Origin of the sequence: Variovorax boronicumulans NBRC 103145 (assembly GCF_001591345.1) — a bacterium.
Classification (GTDB): Bacteria; Pseudomonadota; Gammaproteobacteria; order Burkholderiales; family Burkholderiaceae_C; genus Variovorax; species Variovorax boronicumulans.
Window position 1 is genome coordinate 1 of record NZ_BCUS01000009.1, and the last position, 19,864, is coordinate 19,864.

General features: G+C 59.7%; 22 protein-coding genes and 1 pseudogene. 19 read left to right on the forward strand and 4 right to left on the reverse strand.

Annotation, left to right across the window (positions count from 1 at the left end; translation table 11 throughout):
* The 16 genes and pseudogenes from VBO01S_RS32225 to VBO01S_RS32255 all read left to right on the forward strand — a co-directional run.
* Nucleotides 1–97: pseudogene (locus tag VBO01S_RS32225) on the forward strand (electron transfer flavoprotein subunit beta/FixA family protein); the annotation flags it as partial.
* A gap of 13 nt (nucleotides 98–110) precedes the next feature.
* A complete protein-coding gene (locus VBO01S_RS04305) occupies nucleotides 111–1,043 on the forward strand; it encodes an electron transfer flavoprotein subunit alpha/FixB family protein (RefSeq protein ID WP_062470989.1) in 933 nt (310 codons plus the stop codon).
* Nucleotides 1,044–1,055: 12 nt separating this feature from the next.
* Nucleotides 1,056–2,027: an NAD(P)H-dependent flavin oxidoreductase gene (locus tag VBO01S_RS04310; protein WP_062470992.1), complete on the forward strand. Its 972-nt coding sequence runs from the start codon at nucleotides 1,056–1,058 to the stop codon at nucleotides 2,025–2,027.
* A 384-nt stretch (nucleotides 2,028–2,411) separates the two neighbouring features.
* Nucleotides 2,412–2,681 (forward strand): hypothetical protein, encoded by a 270-nt coding sequence (locus VBO01S_RS31640; protein WP_082817980.1) that lies wholly within the window; start codon nucleotides 2,412–2,414, stop codon nucleotides 2,679–2,681.
* Between the two features lie 275 nt (nucleotides 2,682–2,956).
* The gene (locus VBO01S_RS04315) at nucleotides 2,957–3,364 is read left to right on the forward strand and encodes a hypothetical protein (RefSeq protein WP_062470996.1); all 408 of its coding nucleotides are present in this window, start codon (nucleotides 2,957–2,959) and stop codon (nucleotides 3,362–3,364) included.
* A gap of 1 nt (nucleotide 3,365) precedes the next feature.
* Nucleotides 3,366–3,803 (forward strand): hypothetical protein, encoded by a 438-nt coding sequence (locus tag VBO01S_RS04320; RefSeq protein ID WP_062470999.1) that lies wholly within the window; start codon nucleotides 3,366–3,368, stop codon nucleotides 3,801–3,803.
* A 572-nt stretch (nucleotides 3,804–4,375) separates the two neighbouring features.
* The gene (locus VBO01S_RS32230) at nucleotides 4,376–6,013 is read left to right on the forward strand and encodes a sialidase family protein (protein ID WP_157627280.1); all 1,638 of its coding nucleotides are present in this window, start codon (nucleotides 4,376–4,378) and stop codon (nucleotides 6,011–6,013) included.
* A 599-nt stretch (nucleotides 6,014–6,612) separates the two neighbouring features.
* Nucleotides 6,613–6,924: a hypothetical protein gene (locus VBO01S_RS04340; RefSeq protein WP_157627281.1), complete on the forward strand. Its 312-nt coding sequence runs from the start codon at nucleotides 6,613–6,615 to the stop codon at nucleotides 6,922–6,924.
* Nucleotides 6,925–7,089: 165 nt separating this feature from the next.
* A complete protein-coding gene (locus tag VBO01S_RS32235) occupies nucleotides 7,090–7,290 on the forward strand; it encodes a hypothetical protein (RefSeq protein ID WP_157627282.1) in 201 nt (66 codons plus the stop codon).
* A gap of 87 nt (nucleotides 7,291–7,377) precedes the next feature.
* Nucleotides 7,378–7,803: a hypothetical protein gene (locus VBO01S_RS04345; protein ID WP_062471014.1), complete on the forward strand. Its 426-nt coding sequence runs from the start codon at nucleotides 7,378–7,380 to the stop codon at nucleotides 7,801–7,803.
* 253 nt (nucleotides 7,804–8,056) lie between these two features.
* A complete protein-coding gene (locus tag VBO01S_RS04350) occupies nucleotides 8,057–8,722 on the forward strand; it encodes a DUF2625 domain-containing protein (protein ID WP_255221045.1) in 666 nt (221 codons plus the stop codon).
* Nucleotides 8,723–8,847: 125 nt separating this feature from the next.
* A complete protein-coding gene (locus VBO01S_RS04355) occupies nucleotides 8,848–9,471 on the forward strand; it encodes a tyrosine-type recombinase/integrase (protein WP_062471017.1) in 624 nt (207 codons plus the stop codon).
* Nucleotides 9,472–9,546: 75 nt separating this feature from the next.
* Nucleotides 9,547–9,969: a hypothetical protein gene (locus VBO01S_RS32240; protein ID WP_157627283.1), complete on the forward strand. Its 423-nt coding sequence runs from the start codon at nucleotides 9,547–9,549 to the stop codon at nucleotides 9,967–9,969.
* A gap of 137 nt (nucleotides 9,970–10,106) precedes the next feature.
* On the forward strand, nucleotides 10,107–10,547 hold the full coding sequence (locus VBO01S_RS32245) for a hypothetical protein (RefSeq protein WP_157627284.1): 441 nt from the start codon (nucleotides 10,107–10,109) through the stop codon (nucleotides 10,545–10,547).
* 1,141 nt (nucleotides 10,548–11,688) lie between these two features.
* Nucleotides 11,689–11,892 carry a hypothetical protein gene (locus tag VBO01S_RS32250; protein WP_157627285.1) on the forward strand — a complete coding sequence of 68 codons (204 nt, stop codon included), beginning with the start codon at nucleotides 11,689–11,691 and terminating at the stop codon, nucleotides 11,890–11,892.
* Between the two features lie 228 nt (nucleotides 11,893–12,120).
* Nucleotides 12,121–12,699 (forward strand): hypothetical protein, encoded by a 579-nt coding sequence (locus tag VBO01S_RS32255; RefSeq protein ID WP_218005379.1) that lies wholly within the window; start codon nucleotides 12,121–12,123, stop codon nucleotides 12,697–12,699.
* A gap of 148 nt (nucleotides 12,700–12,847) precedes the next feature.
* Here VBO01S_RS32255 and VBO01S_RS32260 read toward each other — a convergent pair whose 3' ends face one another.
* Complete coding sequence (locus tag VBO01S_RS32260; protein ID WP_218005380.1) at nucleotides 12,848–13,540, reverse strand: hypothetical protein; 693 nt, start codon at nucleotides 13,538–13,540, stop codon at nucleotides 12,848–12,850.
* Between the two features lie 429 nt (nucleotides 13,541–13,969).
* On the opposite strand from VBO01S_RS32260, the gene VBO01S_RS04365 reads away from it, so the two are divergent.
* On the forward strand, nucleotides 13,970–14,479 hold the full coding sequence (locus VBO01S_RS04365; RefSeq protein ID WP_062471023.1) for a DUF1993 domain-containing protein: 510 nt from the start codon (nucleotides 13,970–13,972) through the stop codon (nucleotides 14,477–14,479).
* Between the two features lie 288 nt (nucleotides 14,480–14,767).
* Here the strand turns inward: VBO01S_RS04365 and VBO01S_RS04370 are convergent, their stop codons facing one another.
* The gene (locus tag VBO01S_RS04370) at nucleotides 14,768–15,331 is read right to left on the reverse strand and encodes a metal-independent carbonic anhydrase family protein (RefSeq protein ID WP_062471027.1); all 564 of its coding nucleotides are present in this window, start codon (nucleotides 15,329–15,331) and stop codon (nucleotides 14,768–14,770) included.
* Nucleotides 15,332–15,790: 459 nt separating this feature from the next.
* Here VBO01S_RS04370 and VBO01S_RS04375 point away from each other — a divergent pair, with 459 nt between their 5' ends.
* The gene (locus tag VBO01S_RS04375) at nucleotides 15,791–16,717 is read left to right on the forward strand and encodes an alpha/beta hydrolase (RefSeq protein WP_062471030.1); all 927 of its coding nucleotides are present in this window, start codon (nucleotides 15,791–15,793) and stop codon (nucleotides 16,715–16,717) included.
* Between the two features lie 190 nt (nucleotides 16,718–16,907).
* On the opposite strand, the gene VBO01S_RS04380 is transcribed toward VBO01S_RS04375, so the two are convergent.
* The gene (locus tag VBO01S_RS04380; RefSeq protein WP_062471033.1) at nucleotides 16,908–17,144 is read right to left on the reverse strand and encodes a hypothetical protein; all 237 of its coding nucleotides are present in this window, start codon (nucleotides 17,142–17,144) and stop codon (nucleotides 16,908–16,910) included.
* Between the two features lie 423 nt (nucleotides 17,145–17,567).
* Here VBO01S_RS04380 and VBO01S_RS04385 point away from each other — a divergent pair, with 423 nt between their 5' ends.
* Nucleotides 17,568–19,034 carry an aminotransferase-like domain-containing protein gene (locus VBO01S_RS04385; protein ID WP_062471037.1) on the forward strand — a complete coding sequence of 489 codons (1,467 nt, stop codon included), beginning with the start codon at nucleotides 17,568–17,570 and terminating at the stop codon, nucleotides 19,032–19,034.
* A 79-nt stretch (nucleotides 19,035–19,113) separates the two neighbouring features.
* Here the strand turns inward: VBO01S_RS04385 and VBO01S_RS04390 are convergent, their stop codons facing one another.
* Nucleotides 19,114–19,596, reverse strand: coding sequence for a GreA/GreB family elongation factor (locus tag VBO01S_RS04390; RefSeq protein WP_062471040.1), 483 nt, complete (start codon nucleotides 19,594–19,596; stop codon nucleotides 19,114–19,116).
* Between the last annotated feature and the right edge of the window lie 268 nt (nucleotides 19,597–19,864).

The window sequence follows — 19,864 nt, forward strand, 5'->3', positions numbered from 1 at the left end:
GAAGGTCAGCGAGCCCCCGAAGCGTGGCGCCGGCATCAAGGTGCCCGACGTCGCCACCCTGGTGGACAAGCTCAAGAACGAAGCCAAAGTGATCTGAGGAAGAAACGAACATGACCGCACTCGTCATTGCCGAACACGACCACGCCAGCATCAAGCCGGCCACCCTCAACACCGTGACCGCCGCGCTGGCTTGCGGTGGCGACGTCCACATCCTCGTGGCCGGTGCCAACGCCGCCGAAGCCGCCAAGGCCGCCGCGCAGATCGCCGGCGTGTCCAAGGTGATCGCTGCCGACAGCGCATCGCTGGCTGAAAACCTCGCCGAGAACGTCGCCGCACAAGTGCTGGCCATCGCCGGCAACTACAGCCACATCCTGTTCCCCTCGACCGCCAACGGCAAGAACGTCGCACCGCGCGTGGCCGCCAAGCTGGACGTGGCGCAGATCTCCGACATCACCAAGGTCGACAGCCCCGACACCTTCGAGCGTCCGATCTACGCCGGCAACGCCATCGCCACCGTGCAGAGCACCGACGCCACCAAGGTGATCACGGTTCGTACGACCGGCTTCGACGCAGCCGCCGCCACCGGTGGCAGCGCCACCGTTGAAACCGCTGAAGGCGTGGCCGACAGCGGCAAGAGCGCCTTCGTGGGCCGTGAAGTCACGAAGAGCGACCGCCCCGAACTCACGGCAGCCAAGATCATCGTCTCCGGTGGCCGGGCTCTCGGCAGCGCCGAGAAGTTCACCGAAGTGATGACGCCGCTGGCCGACAAGCTCAACGCGGGCCTCGGTGCTAGCCGCGCCGCCGTCGACGCAGGCTACGCCCCGAACGACTGGCAAGTGGGCCAGACGGGCAAGATCGTTGCGCCGCAGCTGTACATCGCTGCGGGCATCTCGGGCGCCATCCAGCACTTGGCCGGCATGAAGGACTCGAAGGTCATCGTCGCGATCAACAAGGACGAAGAGGCGCCGATCTTCTCGGTGGCCGACTACGGCCTCGTGGCCGACCTGTTCACGGCTGTGCCGGAACTCGTGACCACGCTGTAAGCGGCTGCGACGATGAAGACCCGCATCACCGAACTGCTCGGCATCCGCTACCCCATCATCCAGGGCGGCATGCAATGGGTGGGCCGCGCCGAGCTGGCCGCGGCCGTGTCGAACGCTGGCGGCCTGGGCATTCTCACGGCGCTCACGCAGCCCACGCCCGACGACCTGCGCCACGAGATCGCGCGCACGCGCACGATGACCGACAAGCCCTTCGGCGTGAACCTCACGATCCTGCCGGCGGTGAAGCCGCCGCCGTACGCCGAGTACGTGCAGGCCATCATCGACAGCGGCGTGAAGATCGTGGAGACCGCGGGCAACAGCCCGAAGGACTTCATCGAGGCCCTGAAGCGCCACGACGTGAAGATCGTCCACAAGTGCACCTCGGTGCGCCACGCGCTCTCGGCCGAGCGCAACGGTGTCGACGCGGTGTCGGTGGACGGTTTTGAATGCGCGGGCCACCCGGGCGAAGACGACGTGCCCGGCCTCGTGCTGCTGCCGGTGGCGGCGCGCAAACTGCGCATTCCGATCATCGCGTCGGGCGGCATCGCCGACGGCCGCGGCATGGCCGCCGCGCTGGCGCTGGGCGCCGAAGGCATCAACATGGGCACGCGCTTCTGCGTGACCCAGGAGGCACCGATCCACGACAACATCAAGCAGGCACTGGTGGCCGCGACCGAGCGCGACACCAAGCTGATGTTCCGCACGCTGCACAACACGGCGCGCGTGTTCCGCAATGCGATCTCCGAAGAAGTGGTGGCCACCGAACGCCGTCCGGGCGGCTGCGAGTTCGAAGACATCCGCCCGCTGGTGGCCGGTGCACGCGGCCGCGCGGCGCTGGAGTCGGGCGAGGTGCACAACGGCGTGGTCTCGGCCGGCCAGTGCATCGGGCTGATCGACGACATCCCGACCTGCGCTGAATTGCTGGAACGCATGGTGCGCGAGTGCCGTGAGCATCTGGACCGCGCCCGCAGCTGGATGAACTGAAGCTCTGCCGCGCTCCCGCCGACGGGAGCGTTCAGAGCCGCTTCGGACTGGCGCGGCACGGGCCCACGAGGTCCGTGCTCAGCGCGTCGCAGAAGCTGCATTTGTTGGCGCTCGCCGAGACTTCGTGCCGCATGAACCGGCCACTTCGCCGGGTTCTTCTCTAGAGTGAATGCCCCTGTCACTCGACACCCCACCCAGGGAAGAAGAAAGGCGCCACACCCCACCCCCTACTGAGATGTTTGAAGGCTGCTTGCCTCGCGGCAGGTCGTCGGTGCGAAAGCAGCGATGCAGATGCGAGGTATCAAAAGGCGACGGCCGAGGTGTTACTAGCACCCCAGCCGTCTAACCAAGTTCGTGCACTACCCTCTAAAGGACCGCACAAAAATGGCTACCAAGACTATAGCCCGGCCAACTACGCCGGTAGCTTCCGAAGACAACGCCCAAGACCCGGCGGATCTTCTCGAAAACACCCTCTCGCAACTCGAAGCGCTCCTGTGGGTCTGCCATGGGGAAGACATCGACTGGTCCAGTGGTGACGGGCCTCGACAACTGGACAACCTGCTTTGGCTTGCGGCTGATCTCGCTCGCAAGGCTGGAGAGCTGTTTCAGCTGAGCGAGAAGGCGCGACGCGCAGCGCTTGAGACCGGCGGTTAGCGGCTGGTCTGCGGGCTGCGTGTTTCGCGGCCCGCCCTGGTGAACAGGTTCTTTGGGGTGCGACGGCTGAAGCCCTTGTGATGGAGGGAATTCGGTTCGGTCGAGGTGCTTGCGGTGCAGGCCTCGGTGGCAGCCATGCACTCCATGCTGATCGTCGGCAGACGATGCGAGCATCCGCTTTGCAGCCATTGCCGACATCCCTCGGCCTTGCGCGAATGGGTACTATCGGCCAGAACCGGTCGTCGGTCATCAACCGCTGATTGAAGGGAAGACAAATGTTTGACTACACGGCACTGAAGAAGTCGCATCATTCGGCTGAGTGGTTTGGCGAAAGCGAAGACGGCGTCGGCCTTCTTATCCGTGGAGCAGACGATTCCCCCGACGCAAACGGAGTCGCGCAGGCCGAAGCTGTCGTTGCCGCCTTGGGCGAAATTCAGGCCAAGGCGGTTGCCGTTGCCGACTCCTTCATGAAAGACCCAGGTGATTGGTCGCTGAGCGAAATTGATGTCGGCCTCGAAGCTCAGAGGGCCGGCTGCGACTACATCATTCGGCTGGCGTTTGATCCCAGGGGCGGCTCAGGCGCCTATGGATACACGCAGTTTTCCGTGCACTTTCGAGCTCACCAAGACCAGCCCTCCCCGAACCAGAACCATCCATTTCGGCTTGCCATTGAGTTTCAATAACATGCCTGCAGCCGGCCACAACCAGTCGTTCGCCGGAGAGCCTCAATTCGCCCCGAAGCGGTCGTCTGAACTGACCAGCAAGATGAACTTTGAACTCGAAACTTGGCTCCTCGAGGTTGGTGACCTCGTCATTCAGAAGCAGGCCGATGGAGGCGCAAGCGCGCTGTCCGAACCGGAGCGCGCCGTCTACTGGATGTGGCTGATTGACTATGCGGTGCGAAATTCAGGCTCGTTTGGCCCGCTGGAAGACAGGAACTCCACTGCTCTCGCAGACCTCGCGACATTTGCAACGGATGCGCGACTCTCAAGTCTGGCTTCATGGCTGGCTCTGTCGAGCGATGAAGAAGGCTTCTGCGCGACTTACCATGACCGCTTTGACGAGGGCTGCGCAGAACTGAAGGCCTTTTATGAGCGGAGCGATGCGCAGACCGGCTCGTGACGGCCAGCAGCAGTCAGTCGGCTTTGGTGCCCAATCTGCTCCAAACCGGACGGCCACTTCAAACCTGAATACACATGCCCGAATTCTTGCTCTGCCGTGTCGAGGATACGTTTCTGGTATCCGGGCGCGGACTAATCATTGCCCCCCGGCTTCCCCGCCTCCGCCTATCGATTCGATGCCAACCAGCAGATTCGCGTGGTCCGACCGGACGGCGAGAGCCTTGAGTGCGGGGCTTTCTTCCAAATCCCATTCCAGACCCCACCGGCGAAAGTGCTCAGCTTCTTTTGCACGCTGCCTGCAGTCACCAAGGAGAGTGTCCCGATTGGCAGTGAAATTTGGTTGCTCGGTAAGGCCGAGAGGGATGTGAAACTGGCCGGAGACGCCTGACGGCCAGTAGCAGACCTTCGTTATCGCGCCAGAATTCGGGCACCTAGTGAGATCAGATGCCGGGTCGTGGGCCTTAGAGCACCTATCACGATCAGAGCGGTCTTCAGGTCGTGGCGGACTTGTCGCTCAGTTCATACCTAAGCTAGCATTCGGTTACTTTAGAGGGACAACTCTGGGAGGGACGAATGAGAGCTCATTTCATCGGGCGATGGCTTGCCATTGCCGGCTTGGTGCTGTTGACTGGTTGCGCCACATCGATTGCCACGCGTGCGCCGGATGGCCGTCTTGACGTTCAGCTTCCCGCGGAGGGAACAGATGGGTATGTGCTGCTCAAGGTCGTGTCCACCAGACCAATCAGCCTGTTGAATCCGAAGTGGCAGCAGATCACTTTGATCTCGGCGCAAGGCGTTCGCCATGAAGTGCCCGATCTGACACCGATGGCCGTTGGGGTATTTGGAGGCAGTGCGGTCCCTACTGAATCACTGCACTTCGGCCGCTTGCCTCCGGGCGAGTATGAATTTTCGAGTGCTGGCAGTATCGGCCCCGGGCCGGGCTTGTTGCTTGCCCTGATTGCCAGCGACCATGCATCGCTGGAAAAGCAGGTGCCGCGCTTCAAAGTGGAAGCGGGACGCCTTGCCAATCTGGGGACCGTGGTGTTCTCGCCCAGTACGGGAGACAAAGAGCCGGCGCAGATCATCCTGCTTGGCGGCGCACGAGGTACGGCTGAAAGCATGCGAGCGCTGACGGACGACTCGCGCAATGCACCCGTACTGCGACCGGGCGGTGGATGGCTTCAGATGCCCACCGATGAAGCGCAAGCCATCTCTCGTGCGAGAGAGTTGGTGTCGATGCTGTCACCAATAGGATCGCGAAGCGGGGCTCGCATGGTGGCTGGATCGCATCTGGGCGAGATCGTCGAGCGCGTCGCCCCAGGGCGTTGGACATCGGAGCCACTCGACACACTGGCACGTGTGAGCTTTGCGTCGTGCTGGAAAGATGCAACGTGCGTGGCTGGCTCTGAGTTCGGCCGGTATGCCATCAAACGCCCCGGCGCTTCGTGGGAAGCTCACCGGTTGTCGAATGAATATGGGCAAGTCGCATCGATTCAAGATCTCTCTGAGGGCAGGGCGCTGTTCGTCGTCACTGATCGACTCAAGGGCGCCCGAGTTCTGGTTCAGGACCAGCTAGGCAACGATGAGGCAGTGCCCAAAGAGCTCAGCGCGGGAATCCAGGACACGGATGAGGCAAAGCTGCCCGTTCTTATGCTGGACCATCCAGACGCCCTACTCATGGCCAGAAACGTTCCGGGCTTTCGACGAGAGTCCCTCGTCACACGCGTCGACAAGCAGTCTCTTCGGGTAACGACAAATCGCGAGAAATTCTGGGTCAGCAACTGGCAAGTACTCCAGGATGGCGAGATCGCGGTCACCCGCATGAATGGCATGACGACCTACTTCACAAGCTCCAAGGATGGCGGGAAAACCTGGGTGAGCACCGAGCGCACTGTGCCGATTGGAACCTATTGGCGAGATCAATCCCGGGCATTGGGCATCCAGCCGACGCCGGGTTTCAGTACTGTTAGCAACCAGGTCACGCAGACCACTGATGGCGGCAAGACTTGGACTCCCTTGGGGCAGCCTTTCCGAAGCGCCGACTTCGCAGCGCGAATCGTGTACGCCGACGACCAGGAAATCCTCGCGGAAGACGGAAAGCGAGTCTTTTCATCGCTTGACGCGGGAAAGACCTGGACGCCGCGTTTTCCAAGGGTGGGAGCGAACTCCAGCTCTGTCGCAGGTGCATCGCGTCTGCAATCAGGTCTGTAACACTCGCTCGGGTGCTTCTCTCCATAGGGCTCAGGATTCGGCAGGTTTCGATGCCCCAGAGCCATTGTGGGGGCTACAGTCGGCCAACTCCAGACGTTGAGGTACACCACAGATGAGGTTCCAAAAGCTTCAGAATGCCCTCGATTCAGGGTTCCTGAAACCGGCGCTTTGCAGGTTCGTCGAGCCTCCCTCCGAGGCTGACGTCCTCGCGTATAGCGCGCGAAGACCTTGGCCTCTGAGCGCAGCCCATGTTGAGCTTCTCTGCCGATGGGGTGGGTCAAGCCTTGACGAAGTTCGAATTGCGTCCCTCGACGCGGTTCGAGCTGGCTCAGACGACCGCACCGTTCAATTTGCAAGCGACCCCTGTGGCTTTGTGTTCCTGTACGACAAGAGCGGGGCGGCACTACAGGAGGACACCGACGGTGGTGACAGCCGCGTCGTGGCGGCGTCGATGATGACGTTCTTTGACGACGTACTCTTGGGAGATCAATGCGTTGCGCTCTATGGCGAGGCTTGGCTCTCAGCTCTTCGAGAGCATGGCCTCGCAGCATAGTCGGCCGCCCTCGGCCAGAACCCGACGTTCAGCCCAAAGACCAAAAATGACCTTCGAAAACTCTGAATGGCCGTTCGACAGCCCACCCAACGTGGCATGCATCACCGTGCGGTCCATAGTGGATGGCGGCAAGCCTGTACTTATGGCTGCCCGCGATGCGGACGACGGAGCATGGCAGTTTCTAACCGGGGATGCTTTCGAGGAGGAAGAGGCGATGCTCGTCTCGCTGAGGAGCATGGTCGAACGAGACTCGACCCTGCTTGAACTCGCCGACGTGCAGCCGGGTTGGATGGCTTGGCGTGAGCATCGTGACTCCCCTTGGAACCGCCAGGCCGAAGCGACACAAACCGAACAATGAATCGATTGGCAGGACGCGGCCACAACCGGTCACTCGCGACCGGAGGCAGAATTCAAGCAACATCAGACCTCCGAAATTAGGATGACCGACCGAGCAAAGTTTTATAGATGCCTCAGTGAAAGCCACGAGGGCACAGGGCTGTACTACTTTGAGGTGGTTGCGGGTATGACGACCCGTTCCGTAGATTGCATCGGGGGACAGCTTTGGTGGTCTCTGCCAGGTGGCTCAAAATCGGAAAAACACGAGTTCACGGACCAGCCCGAGTTTTCGAGTTCAGATGCCGAAGCTCTTGCCGACGAAGTTGGGCTTGTAGAGATCAGTGCATCAGAATTCGACAAGCTGTGGCACGACGCGCATGTCGACTGACGGCCAAAACCCGCCGTTCACCACTCCGGCAAAATTCGCTCGAAAGCAGACGGTCACCGACGCCGACAATCTTTAGAACAATTACCCATGAACACAGCAGACCGACCGATTCGCAAGGCGTGGGCAATCTATTTGGTGGCCTACGCCATCTTCTTTGTGGTGCTGTTCTATCCCTATCTGCAGTTCGTCGGATCGTTCGGCCTCATTCAGATTGTCTCGACCTTGTTGGACTTGGTCGCTATGGTGTGCCTCTTCCGTCACGTCCGCAGGAAGCCGATCCCAACCTTGGGATTTCGTGTTGCCTTGATAGCCATCGCGCTTCTCTTCGCAGCACGCGCAGCGGTCGTTGTATTCCTGCTGTTGTCAAATTTGCTTCCATGGCAAGGAGGTGCGGAACAATGGGTGGCTTTGTCAGGCTTGGCCGGTGTCTTGTTTCAGACTCCTATGGCGGCGGCACTCGTGCTGTATGCGATGGGAAGCCAAGCTCGAGCATCGGAGGCACGGAGGCCTTGAAGCCGATGTGATCGCCGAGGGCTGTGCTCGGCCAAAAGCGGACCTACGTCGAAAAGGGGGAACCAGTGCTGCAAATCTCTGAGCATCAAGCGTACCTGGCGATGCTTGCGTTTCTTGATGCGCAACATCGCTCTGGAGTTGAGGAACTTGGAGCCCTCATCGGCTCGATGTCATTGCTAGCAGATGGCCGCCCAGCAGACCCTGCTATCACGCAGGAGTGGAGAGCGGCATTAAAAATTGCTCTCACTTCACGATGACAGTTCGCGGCCACAACCGGACACTGAGGGACACGTTCGTGCGTTCACTGAATGAATTGCTGGAAATCCGAGAGCCAGCAATGGCGCTTATTGAACAATGGGCTCGGGAGGCCGAACTCCCCGTTGAGATACTGCCTCCATCCACAAGCAGAGGCGATGTCCTCGTTGAGCTTCAGGTGACCACCCGGTCGGTGCTCGGAGCCGTGGCATACGGGACGGGTGGCATCTTGATAGACGGGGGATGGTTAAGGATGCTTGGCTCGGGACACCCCAGATTGACTCGCAACATTGCGGCTTGGAACGCAGGGCGGTCGAACGGGTTTTGTCTTGTGGCAGATGATGCGGTCGGCGGATTCTTCGCGCTCAATGGCGGCGCTTTCGGTGACGACCAAGGAGTTGTTTACTACCTCGCACCGGACACGCTCAAGTGGGAGAGCCTGGGAGTTGGTCATGCTGCGTTCACGCAATGGGCGTTTACCAAACGCCTCCACACCTTTTACGATCAGATGCGCTGGGTAGGATGGGAGCATGAGGTGAGCGCCCTACCTGGGGACCAGTGCTTCAACTTCTACCCATTCCTCCACACCGAGCAGGGATCGACGCAGAGTAGCTCACGGCGTCCAGTCCCGATCTCCGAGCAATACGCACTCAACACCGAATAAATTGTCACGACCGCTACTTGAACCGACGGGGAGCGGCCGCTTTTGAGCAAATCGAACTTCGACCTAGGACCCAGCTGAGACCTTTGACGCAAAGTTTCGGTCCCTAAACTGCACAGGAGATCGAAATGGACGCTTCCACAATCGGTGCACCGCGCTCCCCCTGGAACAAGGACAAACTCGTCGGGCAGAAGCGGCCATTCAAGCTCAAGGAAATCTGGGCGATCCGGACGCGGCTCCAACTGTCATGCCGGACCCGCGACCTTGCGCTCTTCAACCTCGGTATCGACAGCAAGCTTCGGGCCTGCGACCTGGTCAAGCTACGAGTGCGCGACGTTGCCAATGGCGACAGGCCAGCGGCCCGCGCGAAAGTGATCCAGCAGAAGACCGGACGACCGGTCCAGTTCGAACTTACCGAGCCAACCCGCGTTGCGGTGTCCGGTTGGATCCATTCAGCGCATCTTCATCCCGAAGACTTCCTCTTCCCGAGCCGGGTTCATGCGTCGCCACACCTCGGAACACGGCAGTACGCGCGCATTGTCGATGGCTGGGTGGAGGAGATCGGCCTGGACTCTGCCGACTACGGCACCCATTCGATGCGCAGGACCAAGGCTTCCTTGGTCTACCGCCGCACCAGGAACCTTCGCGCGGTGCAGTTGTTGCTCGGACACACCAAGCTTGAAAGCACCGTGCGTTACCTCGGGATCGAAGTTGAAGACGCCCTGGAAATAGCCGAACAGACGGAAGCCTGACCTGCCCTGGCGCCCCAAAGCGACGGGGCGCCGGAGAGGGCAGAATGCGGCCACAAGCGGACCTACGACCAACACATGCAGGTAACAGGAAAACTGAGTCGCGTCATTCGCAACGGATACGAACGCACTCTCGAAGTCGTTGTCGACGGCTGGGCCGTTTATTGGATAGGGGCCATTGAACCTCAAGAGAACAATCGGGAAGCTGAGCGCTTCGTGGAAGGAAGCGAGCTCTCTTTTCAGATCAAGGTTCAGTTTGTCAACGAAGTCCGTCCGCAAGTTTCTTCAGCAAACCACTCGTTTGTGCAGCCGACGGCCTCGTCGCCCCGCTGCGAGATCGCAACCACCGTCCTTGATATCTCTGACGCCTACAGCTTCCATTGCCCAATCTCAGAAGGTGGGCCGGCAATTCTTGTGGAAATGGAAAGGAGCCACTCCTTAAAAGTAGGGGAAGCCATCGAGTTCACCGGAGAACTCGCTGTACTCGAAATTGATGACTGACCGGCGCTTTTTGGAGGGGAGTCTATGGCGGCTTCGGTCCTCTTCGCGACGGCAGCTGGACCGGCTACAGTCGGCCAGAACCGGCCGCTCACCGCGGTGGTAAAAACTCGGCCATAAGTGGACTTCCAGAAATTTGCATGATGCAGATCATCGTCTCTTCGCTTGAAGATGCAGGATTTCTTAGAGCAGATGTTGCTGATGCGGCGGCTGGGTTGACGCGTCTCGGCATTGCCACTGACTCCCAGATGGGATCGTTCTACCTTCGATATGACGGACCATTGTCAAGTGAGAACACGGGCTTCGTACTGCTAGATGTTGTTGGTGCACGACCTCAGGAATCCATCGAGGCTTCCACAGCATTGGTCCGTAGCAAATTCGGCTGGCCAGAACGATATGTGGTTTTGACTAGCTTTTTGGGTGGGGGCGTGATGGTCTACGATGTTTTGACCGAACAGGTCTACGACGTCGACTTCGAAGGCGGCGACGCTTTGCTCAAGGATGGTGGCCTCGAGTCTCGCTACTCGTCGTTCCTGGAGTTTCTGCGCTTCTTCTTTGGCGAGGCATCAGCTACCGTCTGACAAGGCCTGCATGCGGCCAATACCGGTCTGTCACCACGTCGGGCCGAATTCAGTCAGGCCCAATCGTTGGGAGCGGTGGCACTGATACTGGAGTAGTTGATTGCAAAAGCGCCAGAAAACGAAGCGCGGCATGCCACGTGATTTGGTTGCGGCCCTCGTCGTCGTCACGTTTGGTCTAGCTGGCGTACTTGTCACCCTCTATGGCGAGAAGTGGTTCGGCTCACCTGCGCAGCGATGCCATGATTCTTGTGCCGCTCAGAACAAGGAGGGTGTGATGGCTCTTGTGTATCCAAAGACAATGACAGGATCTAAGGATGGCCCTCGCGAATGCCATTGCCGTTGAGGTCAACGGTAGCTGAGCGTCTGCTTTCTGGTGCCGCTTCTCGCCGCATCTGGCTCGACGGTCTGAATATTTTTGCCGCTACAGTCGGCCAGAACCGGTCGTCCGAGTCGCCAGGAGAACTATGACAGTCGTCGTTGAAATAGTTCGTACCCACGGCTTCAACAAGATCAAGTGTGCAAGCACTCTGTGTTCAGTGGCGCACCTAGCGCTTTTCGAGGCTCAGCGATTGGTCAACGCTATAGATGGCGGAGCTACTGCAGAGGTGGTGCTTGGGTCGCTGGGTGATGCGGAGCAATTGATAGGTTTCTTGCAGTTCGACGGTGCAACGGCACGGCGCATCTGACTTGGTGGGGACCGGCTCGAATTTCTTGCTGGTGGGACCGACCGCAGCCTGCTACGGCAGAATCCGGCCAGGAGCCGACCTTCACCGCCTCGGTCTACCTTCCAACCCAACTCGCCAATCACAGAAACATGACAGTCGCAATGTCACCGCTGTGGATCAAGCATCCTGACATCCCATGGGGTAGCGTCGGGTGGCGCATGGGATGGGGTGAGGCGTACTGGGGGCAATGGAGAATTTTCTTCCTGGCCCTGAAGGAAGAAGAGCGACAGCGCTACCGAGAGACCTGGCCGGAACCAGAGTCATGGCGGGGGCTGTATGCATTTATTGAGTCGGGTGAACCCCCACCCTGGGCAATCGAACACAGGAGAAAACTGGCTGGGCCGTATCCCCTACCGAGTACCGAAGAGTCCAACATCTGCGAGCACTACCGGGTTGTATGGTTGGTCAGGTGCCACATGAGCAAGCTCGGCGTCTACGAAGTACCTGCGAGATTTCCGTCGCCGTATCTTGGGCAAGCACTGGATGAGGGCGACGTGACGTTCTATGCGGAACCGAACGGCGCCTGGTGGCGTTTGGCGATGCCGAAAAGTGGCGGGCTTATCCTGAACCGACTGACCCAACCAAACGCCCCTGACACGCTGCTGTTCCGTAAGGCATAGCGGCTGTCGGCCAGAACCTGTCATTCGCCGCCGAGCTTCTTCGCCGCATAGCGGACGTTCGCAGCGCCCTCGCAACACCCTAGATGGTGTTTGGTCCGCTCCTCACCGAAGCGCGTGTACACCCACTTGGCTTCCATGAACAATCAAGGCGAACCGATATTCGAGCTTTGTCCCGACTATCGAAGAGTCCACTGACTCCCATTGGCTGCAATCGCTAATGCACAAAAAATGCTCCGTGTAAAGTTCTCCACCTCAATACTTATTACTGTCGGATCTCTCATTCCAGTTGCCGCTATGGCAAGCAGCGAGACAGCCGCCATTGCGAGATACTTCGGCGCGTCGGGGTACGCGGTCTCTGCCATGAAGACATCCGCTTCAGCAAATAGGACTCGCAATCCTGGTCTTGCGGACGCCCTTGAAGCTTCCCTGAAGTATTTCGACGCAAGTGCATACGAAGAACTGATCGGCGAAGCTCTTGACCGGCAGCTAACGTCAGGAGAGGTTCAGGAGTTAATTGGCTTCACTAGCAGCGAGGCTGGGCGAACAGTCGAGGCAATATTTCGTGTGGGAAATACCAAGTCGGATATCGCTGCTGTTGAGAAGAAAATTCCTGCTCGACTCAAGCCAGCGGTTGATCGGTTCGTCACGTCTGCGGCGTTCAGTCGCGTTCTCGCCGCAATTGAGTCCGATGAAGCGAGTGCGGCCCGCCGGGCGTACGGAGAAGAGCTCATGTGCGCGCACCTTGCCAACACGGATAGGGCAGCGCTGGAGCGGTTGAAACAGATGGGGAAGTGCCCCAAGCTCTGAGCGCCCTAAGCGGACCGGGGTGTGGCGGTTGTCCCTATTGACCCCCGGTAGCATGGGGCCGGGCCCGGCTAAGGGCCGCCATTCGGGAAACGCCGGAACTGCCAACGAGTACGGCAGCAAGAGGCGTCTCAGGTCGAGCATCCTATTCTTAGGGGTTTGCTTGCACAGCCGCGTGAACTATGGCGCTCAAGTTGCCAAAGAGCACGTTGCCGTCCTGCGGTTGGCGCACTTGACGATAGTTGGCATAAACGATGCGCAGCCCCTTGAGGAGCGTGTTCGCAGATACGCCAATCACGCGACGGTTCTCACCGTTGTCGGCACGTATTTCACTGCCCGTAATGAAGTAGAGAGCTTCGTTGTCTGCCTTCAGAACCTGAAAGCCAACCATCTTGAAGTCCGCCCCGCTAACCAAGTTATTGAGTGTGGCCTGCGCTTCGGCATTCGTGCGGGAGAAGAAAGTTAGGTCTTTAGAAATTGCTCCGCCAAGTAAGCGGACAAACTCCGGACGACCTACGCCGTCCATGGGTCGCAGTTGACCATCTCGGTCAAGCATGACCGCCGACACGACCCAGTCGGAAGCACTCACCGATTCAGAAGGCGCTTCTTTCCTCCACTTCGTCACTTCTTCGCACTTCAAAAATATCGCCAAGATTTTGCTCGATGGCCCGGTGCCCTTGGCTGTCAGCTCGATGAACTTTTTCTCCCCTTCCGTTTCGCCGATCTTGCAATAGCCCGGGGGCGAAGGCAGCTCAATCGATCTACCCGCTAGCGCGTATTGTTCAGAATGAGCATGAGTCGCTGCGAGCACCACCATCGCGATGCTTGCGAATCGCGCAAGCACCGGAAGGCGGAATCTTGGTCGAGTGGTCACTATTTTCCTTACGTCGTTTGCTGCCCTCGATGAATGTACTTGGGCGTCACAAGGAGGAGCCACTCCTGAGGTCGGCATCGGGCGGGGGCGAACCGCACCGAGCGTCCGCTCTGAAGAAGCACAACAGTCTGCAAAGGGCCCGATGCGGTCCTTCGATCCGAGAGGTCGACCGACTGCTATGCAGCGATCACGGTCTGTCGTGCATCTGCAATTGACGTCCGCTTCTTGCCAGTGACCTGCCCTTCAACGCGGCGGCTCCGACTACCAACGGGAAGAAAAGCTGGCCACAAAAGCCGGGGCGATTCAGTTCACCCTGTGCTGTTAGCCTTGCATGGTAGGCAGGGCCTCTGCCACGCCAACTCCGGCCATCGCGCCCAATTTTTTAGAAGTGAACTCACCATGACCAGCCCGCTGTACAACGCCTCCGTTCCCGTCATGCAGCAGATGCTGCGCGCCCTGTCCGACGTGCTCAAGAAGGCCGAAGACCAGGCGACGCAGAAAAATATCGATCCCAATGCGCTGCTGCAGGCGCGGCTGTTCCCCGACATGTTTCCGCTGGTACGTCAGGTACAGATCGCCGCAGACTTCTCCAAGGGCATTGCCTCCCGCCTGGCGGGTGCCGAGGTGCCATCCTGGCCCGACACCGAGGTCAGCTTCGCCGACCTGCAAGCGTTGATCGCCAAAGCTCTGGCCCATATCGGCTCCTTCAAGCCTGAGCAATTTGATTCCAGCGAGAGCCGCGAGATCGTGTTGCGCCCCGGCACCCCCAAGGAAAAGAAGCTGACCGCAAGCGCATACCTTCTGCACTATGGACTGCCGCAGTTTTTCTTCCACGTGACCACCACCTATGCCATCTTGCGCCACAACGGTATGGAGATCGGCAAGCGCGACTACATGGGTGCCTACTGACCCAAGACGGGCAGGCGTTCAGCCACTCTGGGCACTGCCGCTCGAAGTGCAAGCGTGCACGGCAACCCCAATGTGTTGACGCGCGACATCGGCACCTCATCGCTGGCGCAGGGTTGCGCTGGGCAACGCACCACGGTGCAGGTCGAACGCTACGACGGCGTGCTGCCACCGACTCGCGCCTTTGAGCCACCAACGACGGTCCTCCGAGGGGCCTTCATCACCCGATGAAGGCCCCTTGAAGGCGCCGCGCCAGAGCCTGGGCCTGCTGCCGGCACTCGAACGCGGTGTTCAACGGCCGGCGTACGGCAGCGACGAGTGATGCACGACGATGCGAAGCTCGCCGGCACCGTCCTTCACGAAAGTCCAGGTCTTGTCGACCGTGGTGACCTTGCCGTCCGGGTCGGTGAACAGCACGTTACCCAGCGTGCTGGCCACGTCGCCGTGGATGAGCACGGCAGTGTTGGCAATCTCGCATTTCGTCCAGCCCTTCAGGGCGAAGCCGGTGTCGTTGGGAAAGGCAGGGTTGCCGCCCACGAAGTACGCCAGCGCGCCGTCGCGAGCGGTGCGGAAGGTCTGCGGCGATGTCGTGAGCGTCGGCTTGAACAGCACTGCGCCCAGCTGGTAGGCGTAGGCACTGTCGATGACCTTCTCGGCCAGCGCCTTGGCGGCCGGCTGCCCTCCGCTGGCATTCGCAGCGCTGATGTCGATCAGCGCCTTGCACCAGGCCTGCTGGGCCCCCAGGACTTCCGCTTCCGTGATGCTCCGGTCGACGACTTTCTCCTTGGCGGCGACCGGCAAGATGGCCCCTGCGATCAGGAGGCTGGCGATGGCGCTGGGAATGAATTTTTTCATTTGGGTCTCCAATTGAAGTAGTTGGATACCGGAGCGGCCGGGTGGGTCGAGCCGAGACCCAAAGTGCATCAATACGACATGCACAAGGCATGATGCGCCGGCTGATTTGCTCTGAGTAAAAGATGCAAATGAAATGAATGGTTGTGCATTCGCGAGATAGCCAGGCGTGCAGGCCTGTCTCGCAACAGTCTGAAGCGGGCGCACACGAAGGACGGCGATGCAGCGGTTGCCGACATCTTCTGGCCTCGCGCGAATGAGTGCTATCGGCCAGAACCGGACCTTGGCTCACGCCGCCCAGTTCGCGAACATCCTAAGGTCACCAGGGGCCAACAACCGGCCGTTTTTTTGCGCCGGAACGATTCGGTCACACGCAGACACTCAACCTGGGACAGGTGTCGAACGAAAGCCATCCTCTCGGTCTGCACCAGAATTTCCCCCGATCTGCGAAGACCTCATCACATGCAACAACGTTTTCTGAATGCCTTGCTGGTTGCCCTCATCGCCAGCTTCGGCATCTCTGGCGATCCGGCACGCGCCCAGGCCCAAACGACGCCCAAGGTGCAGCCCGGCGAGGGGCGGCCTTACGAGATTGTCGACAGCGAGGTATGGGACGTGCCCGATCCGGTTTCAGGCCGCGGCTACCAAGTCTTCATTGCTTTGCCGCCGTCCTATGCGAAGCAGCCGCGGCAGCGCTACCCCGTGCTGTATGTGACTGACGCCGACTACGCTTTCCCGATCGTCCGGCAGTTGGGGCGCCGCCTGAACGTTGAAGGGCCTCAGATCGAGGAATTCATCCTCGTCGGTCTGTCTTACGCAAAGGGCGAGGACGGCGCGGTCAGTCGCCAGCGCGACTACACACCGACACCGAACGGCCCCAGCACCGCGCCTGCCAATGCGGTCCACGGTCAGGCGCGCGCCTATCAAGAATATCTGCGCAACCAGGTCAAGCCGTTCATCGCCGCTCGCTACCGGGCCGACCCGGCCAGAACAATCTTTCTCGGTCACTCCTACGGCGCCCTGCTTGGGATGCAGATCCTTTTCACCGAGCCCGGCTTGTTCAGCGGCTATATCCTCGGCAGCCCATCTCTCTGGTACGACAAGCGACATGCCTTGAAGCTCGAAGCGAGCTACGCCAAACAGAATCGGGACCTGAAGGCGAATGTCTATCTTTATGTCGGCGCCTATGAGGCGCTGCGCACAGGTGTTCGGCGCTACAACCAGACGGTAGACATGGTTGCCGACAACCAGGCGCTGGAGACGGCGCTACAGAGCAGAAAGTACCCAAGCTTGAAGCTGAAGTCAGCGGTCCTGAACGACGAGGACCATCTCACCGTCGCGCCGCGTGGCTTTACGCAGGGCATGAAGTATCTGCTCTCGGCGCACTGACAAATCACAGCGAGACGATGCAGCCGGGCGATCACTTGACATGAATTCTGGGCGAGCACTTTGCCATCGGCGAGCTCGCCTCGCACGTCGGCATGCCAGCCAAATACCGCGCCATCGTGTCGATGTCCGTCTCTGAAAAGGTCGTGCCGTTGGTCGCACCGTATCCGGGCTATCGACCGAAAACTTCCAATCACTGCATGGCCAGGTCCAGACCCATCCAATTGCAAAATTCAAAGGTGAGGAAGAGCACGAGGAACGCAGAAGCGACGAACGCCCCGCCCACCTTGATGGATGTCAGTACCACTGCAGCTGTCTTTTGATTCTTGTCCTTCTGTCCCCGTTCGTAGTGCCACTTGACGGCTAAATACATGCCCACGCTGAGCACGAGAACCTTGAAAATAACAAAAGAGATAGGGATTGAATTCATGATTGAAGGGATATCAATGGTGAAAGACGGCGAAGTGCCCGAGTGCGGCGATTAGCTCAATAGACCGATGAAGAAACGGAAATTCAATCAATCAATCAATCAATCAATCAATCAATCAATCAATCAATCAATCAATCAATCAATCTAACGAAACGGTTGCGGTGAGCTAAATGGGCGTCCGCAAGGCGCGTCGAAAGGCACGCAAGACATGGGTCGAAAGGCGGAGCAGTCTGCCTGCACCACAGAAGCACTCTCATCGTGCTGTCGAGTGTTCATCTTCCAGGCTGATACGTACAGAACCAGATCAGCTGAAAATTTTCATATCAGATGCAAGGAGGCCGGTAGTCGCGCCGGGGCGGGTCGACGTCTGATATGACAATCTCTGGAGCGGTCCAGAATGACCGTATCAGAAAGAGATGCCCCATGAATCGCTACGAGAAGCTTGCCGACAACATCGCTCAGCGTATTCGCGCGGGTAGCCTGAAGGCGAACGATCGCCTGCCCTCCGTGCGCGAACTGAAGTCGCAAATGGGCATCAGTGCGTCCACCGTGTTCTCTGCTTACTACCTGCTGGAGGCGCAAGGGCTTGTCGAAGCGCGGCAGCGGTCGGGATACTTCGTTCGAGCGGGCGCGGAAATGCCGACCAACGAACTCGCCGCCAGCAAGCCTGTCCTGCGGTCCATGTCGGTCGACGTCTCGTCGCTTGTCTTTCAGGTCCTTGCGCAGGCTCGCGAGCGCGATATGGTCCCGCTCGGCTCGGCCTTTCCGTCGCCAGAGCTGTTCCCCTTCGAGCAACTTGCCGCCGGCCTGACGCGAGCGCTCAAGCGGATGGATCCTTGGCAGACCGTCGAAGATTTGTCTCCAGGAAACGCCCAATTGCGCCATCAGATCTCCCTGCGTTACGGCAGCGTCGGGATGGATGTTCCTGCGTCTGAACTGGTCATCACCAGCGGGGCGATGGAAGCACTCAATCTTGCGCTCGAATCGGTGACGCAGCCAGGCGACCTCGTGGCGATCGAAACGCCAACCTTTTACGGTGCGTTGCAGGCACTGGAGCGGCGCGGTCTTCGCGCGGTCGAGGTTGAGACGCACCCGCGAACAGGCGTAGATCTCGACTCTCTTGCTCGCGTGATCGACCAGCATCCGGTGAAGGCCTGCTGGTTCATGCCGACCTTCCAGAATCCGATGGGCTGCACCATGAGCGACGCAGCCAAGGAGCAACTGGTCAGCATGCTCGCCACCCGCGCCATACCGCTGATCGAAGACGACGTGTACGGCGAGCTCGCGCATGGGGCTCGGAGACCGCCACCAGCCAAGGCCTGGGACCGGGATGGCTGGGTGCTGCACTGCAGTTCTTTCTCGAAATCCCTGGCACCCGGATATCGCATCGGTTGGGTAGCGGGCGGTCGCTTTGCAGCCACTTTGGGCCGCAACAAGTTGATGAGCTCGCTGGCGACGGCACTCCCCTCGCAACTGGCGTTGCAGGAGTACCTGCAACACAAGAGTTTCGATCGTCACCTGCGCGCCCTGCGGCATTCGCTCAGCCGCCAGCAGGCTGCATGCTTGCGATTAATCGATCGATACTTTCCAACTGGAACGCGGGTCACGCGCCCCGAGGGTGGCTATTTCCTGTGGCTCGCGCTGCCAGAAGGTATCGACTCGCTCGCACTGCACCAGGATGCTCTTCGGCTCGGCATAGGCGTGGCGCCGGGCCATCTGTTTTCAGCCGACCGCCGATACACCCGGCACCTGCGCATCAACTACGGGTATCTCGGCGACCCGCGCTTGGAAGGGGCTATCAGGAGTCTTGGAGATCTCGCCAACGCGCAGCTGAAATCTACAACTGGGAAATCGGAGCCCATCTTCGAGCAACGTTCGTCGAGACCCTAGTTTGCGTCAACGCAGGTCGAGGTCCGCCGCCTTCGACTGACTCTCAACGTCACGCGTGCCGCTTCTGTCCAGTCGCGGCTTAAAGAACCCGCAGCACCTCAAACTGCTGTCGGATTGGCGCGACCTGTATCGACACCTCATCCCCCTCGCATTTGCCCAGCATTGCCCTACCCAAAGGGGCTTCGCTGCTGATGACCTGAACCAGCTGAGTGCCGCTGACCAACGTCATGCTGCCCCCATCCGGGCCGAGAAAGAGCTGTTGCTGCTTGTCGTCGGAATCGACCAGGCAGACCAACGCGCCGAGCCGTATTCCTATGCTGGCGTCGTAGGGACGCGGGCGGAATTGGCGCCAGTTGGCCATCGCCTGGCGTATGGCTTCGGCGCGCCGAGCTTGGCCGGTGGCCAGGTAGGCGGCTTCGAGTCCCAATGTGTCGTATTTGTTTTCGGCGATGTTCTCTTCGTGAGTCGCCGTTTCATGGGCTGCCCGCACTGCCTGTTCGGCTTGCAGCAGGTCTTCGGCGAGCCGTTCCAGCACCTGCTGTTGCAGCAAGAATTTATCCATGACGAAAGGTCGGTATCTCGAACAAGCGGGGGCAGGTTTTGATTATGAGGGGCTCCAGAAGCCTTCGACGCTTCTGTGGGCTGCAGGTTGACTTCAGCAATGGGCCCGAAGGCGACGATCAGACGTCGTGACTGAAAGACAGCTCGCAGTCTGACGCGAACATTGAACGCAGTCATACCGAAGTCGACCGCAGCCGACACCAGTCCTTCGGACCTCGGCCTGCCCACCGCCCCGCCTCTCACGAAAGCTCAGTGGTACGCCCCCGCAC

Excerpts from the sequence above, each read along its gene's own strand:
- VBO01S_RS04340 (WP_157627281.1), top strand. The coding sequence starts at position 6,613 with ATGACCTTCGAAAACTCTGAATGGCCGTTCGACAGCCCACCCAACGTG.
- VBO01S_RS04345 (WP_062471014.1), top strand. The coding sequence starts at position 7,378 with ATGAACACAGCAGACCGACCGATTCGCAAGGCGTGGGCAATCTATTTG.
- VBO01S_RS04310 (WP_062470992.1), top strand. The coding sequence starts at position 1,056 with ATGAAGACCCGCATCACCGAACTGCTCGGCATCCGCTACCCCATCATC.
- VBO01S_RS32230 (WP_157627280.1), top strand. The coding sequence starts at position 4,376 with ATGAGAGCTCATTTCATCGGGCGATGGCTTGCCATTGCCGGCTTGGTG.
- VBO01S_RS04320 (WP_062470999.1), top strand. The coding sequence starts at position 3,366 with ATGCCTGCAGCCGGCCACAACCAGTCGTTCGCCGGAGAGCCTCAATTC.
- VBO01S_RS32250 (WP_157627285.1), top strand. The coding sequence starts at position 11,689 with ATGAGCAAGCTCGGCGTCTACGAAGTACCTGCGAGATTTCCGTCGCCG.
- VBO01S_RS04350 (WP_255221045.1), top strand. The coding sequence starts at position 8,057 with ATGACAGTTCGCGGCCACAACCGGACACTGAGGGACACGTTCGTGCGT.
- VBO01S_RS04315 (WP_062470996.1), top strand. The coding sequence starts at position 2,957 with ATGTTTGACTACACGGCACTGAAGAAGTCGCATCATTCGGCTGAGTGG.
- VBO01S_RS04385 (WP_062471037.1), top strand. The coding sequence starts at position 17,568 with ATGAATCGCTACGAGAAGCTTGCCGACAACATCGCTCAGCGTATTCGC.
- VBO01S_RS04365 (WP_062471023.1), top strand. The coding sequence starts at position 13,970 with ATGACCAGCCCGCTGTACAACGCCTCCGTTCCCGTCATGCAGCAGATG.
- VBO01S_RS04355 (WP_062471017.1), top strand. The coding sequence starts at position 8,848 with ATGGACGCTTCCACAATCGGTGCACCGCGCTCCCCCTGGAACAAGGAC.
- VBO01S_RS31640 (WP_082817980.1), top strand. The coding sequence starts at position 2,412 with ATGGCTACCAAGACTATAGCCCGGCCAACTACGCCGGTAGCTTCCGAA.
- VBO01S_RS32235 (WP_157627282.1), top strand. The coding sequence starts at position 7,090 with ATGACGACCCGTTCCGTAGATTGCATCGGGGGACAGCTTTGGTGGTCT.
- VBO01S_RS04390 (WP_062471040.1), bottom strand. The coding sequence starts at position 19,596 with ATGGATAAATTCTTGCTGCAACAGCAGGTGCTGGAACGGCTCGCCGAA.
- VBO01S_RS04375 (WP_062471030.1), top strand. The coding sequence starts at position 15,791 with ATGCAACAACGTTTTCTGAATGCCTTGCTGGTTGCCCTCATCGCCAGC.
- VBO01S_RS04305 (WP_062470989.1), top strand. The coding sequence starts at position 111 with ATGACCGCACTCGTCATTGCCGAACACGACCACGCCAGCATCAAGCCG.
- VBO01S_RS04380 (WP_062471033.1), bottom strand. The coding sequence starts at position 17,144 with ATGAATTCAATCCCTATCTCTTTTGTTATTTTCAAGGTTCTCGTGCTC.
- VBO01S_RS32245 (WP_157627284.1), top strand. The coding sequence starts at position 10,107 with ATGATGCAGATCATCGTCTCTTCGCTTGAAGATGCAGGATTTCTTAGA.
- VBO01S_RS04370 (WP_062471027.1), bottom strand. The coding sequence starts at position 15,331 with ATGAAAAAATTCATTCCCAGCGCCATCGCCAGCCTCCTGATCGCAGGG.
- VBO01S_RS32255 (WP_218005379.1), top strand. The coding sequence starts at position 12,121 with ATGCTCCGTGTAAAGTTCTCCACCTCAATACTTATTACTGTCGGATCT.
- VBO01S_RS32240 (WP_157627283.1), top strand. The coding sequence starts at position 9,547 with ATGCAGGTAACAGGAAAACTGAGTCGCGTCATTCGCAACGGATACGAA.